This window comes from Wolbachia endosymbiont of Drosophila barbarae, assembly GCF_044752445.1.
GTDB classification, from domain to species: domain Bacteria; phylum Pseudomonadota; class Alphaproteobacteria; order Rickettsiales; family Anaplasmataceae; genus Wolbachia; species Wolbachia pipientis.
Genome location: NZ_JBIXJM010000250.1, coordinates 1 through 7,382 on the forward strand (window position 1 = coordinate 1; position 7,382 = coordinate 7,382).

7 protein-coding genes and 2 pseudogenes are annotated in these 7,382 nt (G+C 34.9%); 3 read left to right on the forward strand and 6 right to left on the reverse strand.

Features of this window, described 5'->3' with window-relative positions:
• Positions 1-351 precede the first annotated feature (351 nt).
• Entirely contained in the window at positions 352-1,251 is a 900-nt protein-coding gene (locus tag ACIPNH_RS06520; protein ID WP_400772329.1) for an Rpn family recombination-promoting nuclease/putative transposase, read from the forward strand.
• Here the strand turns inward: ACIPNH_RS06520 and ACIPNH_RS06525 are convergent.
• Together ACIPNH_RS06525 and ACIPNH_RS06530 are read right to left on the reverse strand one after the other, a co-directional pair.
• Positions 1,238-1,545: pseudogene (locus ACIPNH_RS06525) on the reverse strand (transposase); the annotation flags it as partial. The gene ACIPNH_RS06520 and the pseudogene ACIPNH_RS06525 overlap by 14 nt on opposite strands.
• Before the next feature lie 142 nt (positions 1,546-1,687).
• Complete coding sequence (locus tag ACIPNH_RS06530; protein ID WP_174516815.1) at positions 1,688-3,208, reverse strand: HlyD family type I secretion periplasmic adaptor subunit; 1,521 nt, start codon at positions 3,206-3,208, stop codon at positions 1,688-1,690.
• A 266-nt stretch (positions 3,209-3,474) separates the two neighbouring features.
• On the opposite strand from ACIPNH_RS06530, the gene fabG reads away from it, so the two are divergent.
• Both fabG and ACIPNH_RS06540 read left to right on the forward strand, forming a co-directional pair.
• Positions 3,475-4,209 (forward strand): 3-oxoacyl-[acyl-carrier-protein] reductase, encoded by a 735-nt coding sequence (gene fabG / locus ACIPNH_RS06535; protein WP_015589136.1) that lies wholly within the window; start codon positions 3,475-3,477, stop codon positions 4,207-4,209.
• A gap of 94 nt (positions 4,210-4,303) precedes the next feature.
• On the forward strand, positions 4,304-4,633 hold the full coding sequence (locus ACIPNH_RS06540; RefSeq protein WP_400772335.1) for a TrbC/VirB2 family protein: 330 nt from the start codon (positions 4,304-4,306) through the stop codon (positions 4,631-4,633).
• 27 nt (positions 4,634-4,660) lie between these two features.
• Here ACIPNH_RS06540 and ACIPNH_RS06545 read toward each other — a convergent pair whose 3' ends face one another.
• The 4 genes and pseudogenes from ACIPNH_RS06545 to ACIPNH_RS06560 form a co-directional block, all read right to left on the reverse strand.
• Positions 4,661-5,941 (reverse strand): M48 family metalloprotease, encoded by a 1,281-nt coding sequence (locus tag ACIPNH_RS06545; protein WP_265024428.1) that lies wholly within the window; start codon positions 5,939-5,941, stop codon positions 4,661-4,663.
• Positions 5,942-6,012: 71 nt separating this feature from the next.
• Positions 6,013-6,657: a 3,4-dihydroxy-2-butanone-4-phosphate synthase gene (gene ribB / locus ACIPNH_RS06550; protein WP_007549343.1), complete on the reverse strand. Its 645-nt coding sequence runs from the start codon at positions 6,655-6,657 to the stop codon at positions 6,013-6,015.
• Positions 6,658-6,663: 6 nt separating this feature from the next.
• On the reverse strand, positions 6,664-7,158 hold the full coding sequence (gene greA, locus ACIPNH_RS06555) for a transcription elongation factor GreA (RefSeq protein WP_007549342.1): 495 nt from the start codon (positions 7,156-7,158) through the stop codon (positions 6,664-6,666).
• Positions 7,159-7,167: 9 nt separating this feature from the next.
• Positions 7,168-7,382 (reverse strand): annotated as a pseudogene (locus tag ACIPNH_RS06560) (F0F1 ATP synthase subunit alpha); the annotation flags it as partial.

Below are 7,382 nucleotides of genomic sequence, written 5' to 3' on the forward strand. Positions count from 1 at the left end.
AAGCTAGTGAATTTGGTTATGTCTTGATTAAAAAAGAGCTACTAGCAGAAAGAGTTTCTTAGAAGTTTAGCCTCTCACACCCAAAATAGGTATTTTTGAAGTTTTTTATAGCTACTAAATTCATGAATTCATTTGCCGGGGTTTTTAGGCGCTTTACGATGGGGATATAAAAAGATGTACAAAAGGACGTCTAAGGTGCGTAGTAGCATTCTAGGATCATCTATGAAGGTAGTTTTTTGCCAACTCTTGAAATTCAGCTAAATTTACCACTTTAATAGACCTCAGCATAAAAGAGTTGAATATTTCTTCAGAATTGTGTATAATTATTAATGCTTTTTAGGTATTCTTGCTATGGCTCTTTCTAAGTTTCTCAATCCAAAGTTAGACTTAACCTTCAAAAAGGTCTTTGGTACCGAAAGAAATAAAAACATTCTTATTCACTTCCTCAATGATATCTTAGGATTTACCGGGATAGATACTATACAAGAAGTTGAGTTTCTTAGCACCTATATGGATCCTGAAGTCGCCTCTGATAAACAAAGCATTGTTGACGTCCTTTGCAAGGATTCTAGTGGGTTCAGATACGTGATTGAGATGCAGCTCGCTCGTGATAGAGTCTTTGAGAAACGCGCTCAGCTATATGCTGCTAAAGCTTATTCAAGGCAGGTTGGAAAAGGTGGCGAGTACATCGATTTAAAAACAGTATTCTTTATTGCTATTTCCGATAATACGCTATTTCCTGAGGAGGTTGAGTATATTTCCACTCATAATATACGAGATATAAAAACCAACGGACATTACTTAAAAGATTTTCAGTTTGTCTTTATTGAGTTGCCTAAATTCGCAAAAAACAAAGTAGAGCAGCTAGAAAGTACAATAGAGCGCTGGTGCTTTTTTTTCAAGTATGCAGAAGATACTACAGATGAAGACCTAAAAGATATTGCAGAAAAATCGCCAATAATAAAGCTAGCATACGATGAGTTAGACAAGTTTCGCTGGAATGAGAAAGATCTGATAGCGTACGAAGAAAGGATAATGGATCTGCGGAAAGAAGAAGGCATCCTCGCTCAAAAACTTGATGATGCTAGAGAAGAAGGCATCCAAATCGGGCATGAAAAGGGCAGGGAGAAAGGGAAAGAGGAAGGCAGAAAAGAAGAAAAAATTGAAGTCGCAAAAAACCTACTTAAGGCTGGTGTTTCCATTGATATCACCTCCCAAATAACCGGCCTTCCTCAATATGCTCTTTTATGAAAAAATATTTTACTCTTTTTGACTGGCCAGGGCTTTTTTTAAAATGTCTCTTTCTCTTGTTACTTTTGCTAACTCTTTCTGTAAATCAAATCTCTCTTTGTCATAAGGTGCTACATCTGGAAATGCATTTGCCGCTGACTTTTTTTCGTTGTGTTTCTTTATCCATTTTCCTAATAAACCACCCTTTATTCCTAAATCCTTTGCTATTTTTGTAATTGTTTGACCTGCCTTTCTTTGTTCATTTGCCAGCTTAACAGCTTCCAATTTGAATTCTGCCGTATATTCTCTTGCCATTTCTAATCCTCCAAAATTTTATTTTACCCGAAAAAACTCCTTTCTTTCTCTCCACTTTTTCTGGGTAAGGTCAAGAAGCCTATTGTCTAATTATGTACCTAAATTTTATTACGGCACTTTCACTACTACTTTAACGAGTGAGCTACCTTTCTATAAAAGACCTATCGACTGTTGCAATTATAGGCGTAAACAAGAATGATAAAAGAGTACGAGATTGAGTAACTATGTACACTTCTGCTGGCATACCAGGGTATAGGTATACGTTTTTAAACTGAGCAAGCTCTGGTTTTGGTATCACTACACGTACTGAATAATAACGCCCTAGCCTTGGATCATCAAGGGCATCGGGAGAAATATTGCTTACTATACCATTAATTAAACTTAAACGACGTGCACTGTAAGCACTTAAACGAACTTTAACCTTTAGCCCTTCTAGCCCATCAATAGAGACTATGTTGCTATCTTTCTTTTGTGCTGACAGTATCTCTTCTATGTTTCTGGTCTGAATTTTAGCATCTATTATTAGGTCATCATCCGATGGCACTACGCTCATGATCGGAACTCCAGATTGTATAACACCACCTTCAGTATGGTATCTTATATCTGTGACTATCCCATCTTGAGGCGATTTAATTATTGTACGTGCTAATGAGTCTTCAGCAACCATCAGTCTCTCTTTCAAGTCTGCAATAGACGTACTAACTTCCTTAAGTTCAGCGTTTGCTCTTTCTTGAGAATCATTTCTCACGTTTATAATTTCTAATTCGTTCTCTCCAATTTTTTGCTGCACTTGAGATATTGCAGAACGGTAATGTCCAACTCTGCCTTCAATTTCAGCAAACTGCTTTTCTAAAGCTAAAATGTGCGGTTTGCTTATATGGCCACTATCAAGTAATTGTCTTTTTGTTTCCAACTCCTCAGTTATCAAGTCATATTGCTTATGAGCTGCATTTAGTTGAAAGTTTAGCCCCGCTAATTCATCATTTAACTGCTTTATACGTTGTTGCAGTATGTCTGTTTTTCCCAATATGCTCTTTCTCTGAGAGTTGAACAACTTTACTTGATTCTTTATCGCTTTATTTACAAGTTCATCGTGAGATAATTTTTTAACCTCATCAGGAAACTCGAGCGTGTCCAAATCTACTCTGATTGCAAGAAGCCTTGCTTCTGTTGCTAAAAATGATAAGAGCTTCTCTTTGATGATACTTAAATTCGCCTTCTCGTTAACATCACTCAACAAAACTAGAGGCTCATCTTTTTTAACTGCTTGACCCTCTTTTACTAAAATTTTGCTTATTATTCCTCCGCCCAAGTGTTGAACTATTTTTCTATTTGAAGATACAATAACTTCTCCACTTGCATGCACCGCACCGTCAATTGGAGCTATAGCCGACCAAATACCACCTATCCCAAAAAAGATGAGTATTACTACCAGACCAAAAAATAGTGGTCCCCATGTTACTTTCAGGACTTCATTTACGTTATTACTTTCGCGTTTTAAAATAAAATTTATCACTGCATCAATCAATGCAAACGTCTTATCCAAAAATTTTGGGTACTTCTTCTTTTTATTTTTTGCTCCTTGCATATTTATATTATCACCATGGCCAATCAAGCCTGTCAAAGAAAATCCAGCGCTAAGCTTTTTTAACTTACTTATCATAATACTACTGTGAATTTGTGTTAACTCAAGATAACACACAAAAACAAAGAATCTATAATTTAAGCATTCCATTTAGACTGTAGAGCACCAGAATAAACTATTTAGTAACAATTCCTGCATCAACTATGTTTTTAAAATTTTTTGACGTTTAACTTTATTATAACTTTTTCTTTATTTTGTGAATATCTGAGTTACTTATATTATGTAAGAAATCTATTGCCAACTAGTCAATATTCTGTTAGGAATTAAGATAATATAAAGTTATTATGCTTAAATTGGAAAGCAGAAAATTCCTGATTACTGGCGCATCAGGCGGAATAGGGCAAGCAATTGTAAAAATTATGCACAAAGCCGGAGCAACTTTATGTATTTCTGGCACAAAAAAAGAAGTGCTCGAAGAAGTTGCTAAACAATATGAAAAAAACATGCATGTACTCCCTTGTGATTTATCAAATGCTGAGGAAGTAAATCAACTAATAAATAGAGCAAGTGAGCTGATGGAAGGCTTTGACGGGCTCGTATGCAATGCGGGTATTACGCGAGACAGTTTATTATTGAGAATGACAGATGAAGCATGGCAAAAAGTAATTGATATTAACTTGAGCTCTACATTTAAGCTGAGTAGAGAAGCATGCAGAAAACTAATTAAGAATAATTGGGGAAGAATTATAAATATTTCCTCAATAATAGGGCTGACAGGAAACGCCGGGCAAGCAAATTATGCGGCGTCTAAAGCTGGAATAATAGCTATGAGCAAATCCATAGCAAAAGAAGTTGCAAGTCGTAATATAACAGTAAATTGTATTGCTCCTGGGTTTATAGATACTAAAATGACTGAAGTTTTAAATGAAGGACAAAAGGGAAAAATATTAGATAATATTCCAATGAAAAGAATGGGAACAGGGGAAGAAATAGCAGCAGGGGTCTTGTTTTTAGCAAGTGATGAAGCAAAATATATAACAGGGCATGTGCTCAATATTAATGGTGGGTTATTTATGTAGCAACACTTATGTATGGACAAATTATAATTTTTACTTTAAAATAAAAAATGTGTAGGTGTAGGTTTAGGTTAATTTATTACTTAGAGGCAAAAAAATGAGCTCTATAATGGAATTTTTTAGTGTTTTTTGCGTAGTATTGCTTTTCTCTTTCTCAGGTTATGCAGCTGACCCTGATGTGGATGACACAACTAAAGTAATATGCAATATTATTGGTTATGTTTGGGGGATAGGCGGTCCACTTATGACGGTAGTAATAATTGGTGCAGCTTTGCTTGCAATATTTGGCAGGATGCCGTGGCCAGCCCTCTTTGCTCTTGGCATGTTCTGTGGTGTATTTTTTGGCGCTAAAACTATCATAACGAAAATTATGCCCAATGTAAGCGATGAAGCAAAAACTATGTTGGAAAAGTGTGGACAAAAATAATCCAAAAAGTGCAGAAATGCTTTTTTGTTATCCATTAAACCGCTTCATATCTTCAACTTGCAACAAATAAGGGCTATCTTTTGGTAAAGTTTTAACAGCTAGCTCAGCATATTTTGTAAATTGCTTTAAATCACCTTCAATACAAGCCTTTTTTGTCAAGGCAAAATAATGCATTGCCGTATCAGCTTCACATTTATATGCAATGCTTAAATACTTCCAGACAAAAGCGTTATCTGGTTCTACATTCAAAATCTGCTCCAGGTAAAAAATCGCCTTTTTTGCATCACCGTGTAATAATAAAGTATGAGATAATGCAAGTTTCACTAAATAACTGTTTTTCTCAGATAAATACCTAAGCGATTCCTCATACATTTTTATTGCTTCACTTAAATTTCCGGCCTTGTATAGCATTTCTGCTTTTAATTCATATAGGTATGGGTCATTGCGTGACTCTTGAATCAATGAATTAACTTTAGCAATAGCCTCTTCTATCTTTCCTTGCCTATAGCAAACTATAGCATTTACATACTCAGAATTATTTTCATATTTATTAGATAACACATGAATAGGAGCAAAGAAAGAGTCTAGCTTGGCAACCACACGCTCAAACTTTAGTAACTTATCCGCAAAAATTGGTTTTACGTTGTTTTTAACCTTATAATTTTGTACAGCAAATATACGTTTCTCACTAAGTGGGTGAGTGCGGAAATATTCCTCGGTGTTCTCATGCTCAATACTTTTAAAATAATCAAAAATCTCTTTCATACCTGAATTATCATAGCCAGATTCATCAAGATACCTTAAAGCATAGCTATCTGCTACACTTTCTTGCTCTTGAGAAAAGTTAAAAAATAGCCTTGAACTAAACGCTACACCACTAAGCAAAATTGCACCAGCAACCTGAGGGTTAATGATAATACTAGAAACTAATCCTACCATATAACTAATCATTGCTATCGATTGAAAATAACCCATAGCACTACTCATTTGCAATATATGACCAGCAGATATGTGAGCAATCTCATGTGCTAATATACCAAGCAGGACATAAGGTTTAGCCGAATATTGTAAAAGTCCTAAATGAATGAAAATACTGTTATTGTTAATTACAAAAGCATTAATCGAATTGTCATTAATTATAAAAACTTTTATTTGCTCATGATCAATATCCGCAGCAGAAAATAAAGGTTGCGCTAGCTCTTTCACTATTGCTTCCACTTCACTATCTCTAATAATGTTAATAGAGTAAGCATTATTACAATATGCAAAAAAGAACAATAAGGTCAAAAACTTAGCAACTCTAAACATGAAAATTCTGTGCTTGTATAATTTATAGAAATTCTATATTTTAACACTTAAATTATACAAATTTATAAACGCTAGTTTAAATTTTTAACGTAACTGATAAGTTTGTCGATGGTAGTTAACTTAATTTTATGTTGTTCAGCAAATTTAAGTAACTGAGGTAAGCGCATCATAGAGCCATCATCATTCACTAATTCACAAATAACTGCTGAATGATCAAACCCTACTAACTTCGCCATTTCAACACTCGCTTCAGTATGACCAGCACGTTGTGCCACCCCACCTTTATGTGCAATTACAGGAAAAACATGACCTGGAGTTATGATGTCATCCTGAGTACCATCCTTGTTGATAGCAGCATGTATAGTTTTCGTTCTATCCTCTGCTGAAACACCGGTTGTAATGCCATAACGTGCATCAATTGATGTAGTAAATGCGGTATGATTTTCACCAATATTTTTCTTCTCCATGAAATTAAGGCCCAACCTTTTCATGTGAAATTTAGTCATTGCTAAGCAAACAACCCCTGTACCGTACCTAACCATAAAAGCCATATGTTCCGGCTTTATTTTCTCAGCTAAGACAATCAAATCGCCTTCATTTTCTCTATTTTCATCATCAACTAAAATGAATAATTTACCGGAACGAGCATCCTCTAATACATCTTCCACAGAAGAAATACCTGGTAGACTCATTGAAGCATAAGTGGCCTGTACCATAATAATTTACTTAAATTCAATCTTAACTATTTTATACAATTTCTCTCCATTTGGCACTGTCACTTCCACATATTCACCGACTTTTTTGCCGATTAAGGCACTCCCAAGTGGTGAACTAGTAGATATTAACTGCTTTGAAACATCAGCTTCATATTCGCCTACAACCTTATAAACATATTCCACTTCACCGTTATTATCACTTAACATGCTTAATGTCACAGTTGCACCAAACATTACTGAATCACCAGACAAATTTTTTACTTCTATTACTTCCGCATGTGAGAGCTTACTTTCTATCTCCATTATACGGCCTTCAATAAAACCTAACCTTTCCCGTGCTGCATGATACTCTGCGTTTTCAGACAAATCACCTTGATCACGAGCATCAGAAATAGCCTGTATCACAGAAGGTTTTTCTTCCTTTAATTTTTCAAGTTCGGCTTGCATATTCTCAAAACCTTCCCTCGTCATAGGAAATTTATTAATAATGGATGAAGCCATAATCACCACCTAAACGCAATTAAATTGAGTAACGAAATTACTCACAATGTTAAAAATATCACCTTTTATATCATCACTCATGTCATTTGACAACTTTTTTAAAACCCCAGGGTGTACAGTATGAAAATAATTAATAAGATCATGTTCAAATTTATTAATGTAACTTATTTGTATTTTACTTAACTGATTATATAGGTTAGAAAAAATATACATCAGCACTACTT

Excerpts from the sequence above, each read along its gene's own strand:
- ACIPNH_RS06520 (WP_400772329.1), top strand. The coding sequence starts at position 352 with ATGGCTCTTTCTAAGTTTCTCAATCCAAAGTTAGACTTAACCTTCAAA.
- ACIPNH_RS06530 (WP_174516815.1), bottom strand. The coding sequence starts at position 3,208 with ATGATAAGTAAGTTAAAAAAGCTTAGCGCTGGATTTTCTTTGACAGGC.
- fabG (WP_015589136.1), top strand. The coding sequence starts at position 3,475 with ATGCTTAAATTGGAAAGCAGAAAATTCCTGATTACTGGCGCATCAGGC.
- ACIPNH_RS06540 (WP_400772335.1), top strand. The coding sequence starts at position 4,304 with ATGAGCTCTATAATGGAATTTTTTAGTGTTTTTTGCGTAGTATTGCTT.
- ACIPNH_RS06545 (WP_265024428.1), bottom strand. The coding sequence starts at position 5,941 with ATGTTTAGAGTTGCTAAGTTTTTGACCTTATTGTTCTTTTTTGCATAT.
- ribB (WP_007549343.1), bottom strand. The coding sequence starts at position 6,657 with ATGGTACAGGCCACTTATGCTTCAATGAGTCTACCAGGTATTTCTTCT.
- greA (WP_007549342.1), bottom strand. The coding sequence starts at position 7,158 with ATGGCTTCATCCATTATTAATAAATTTCCTATGACGAGGGAAGGTTTT.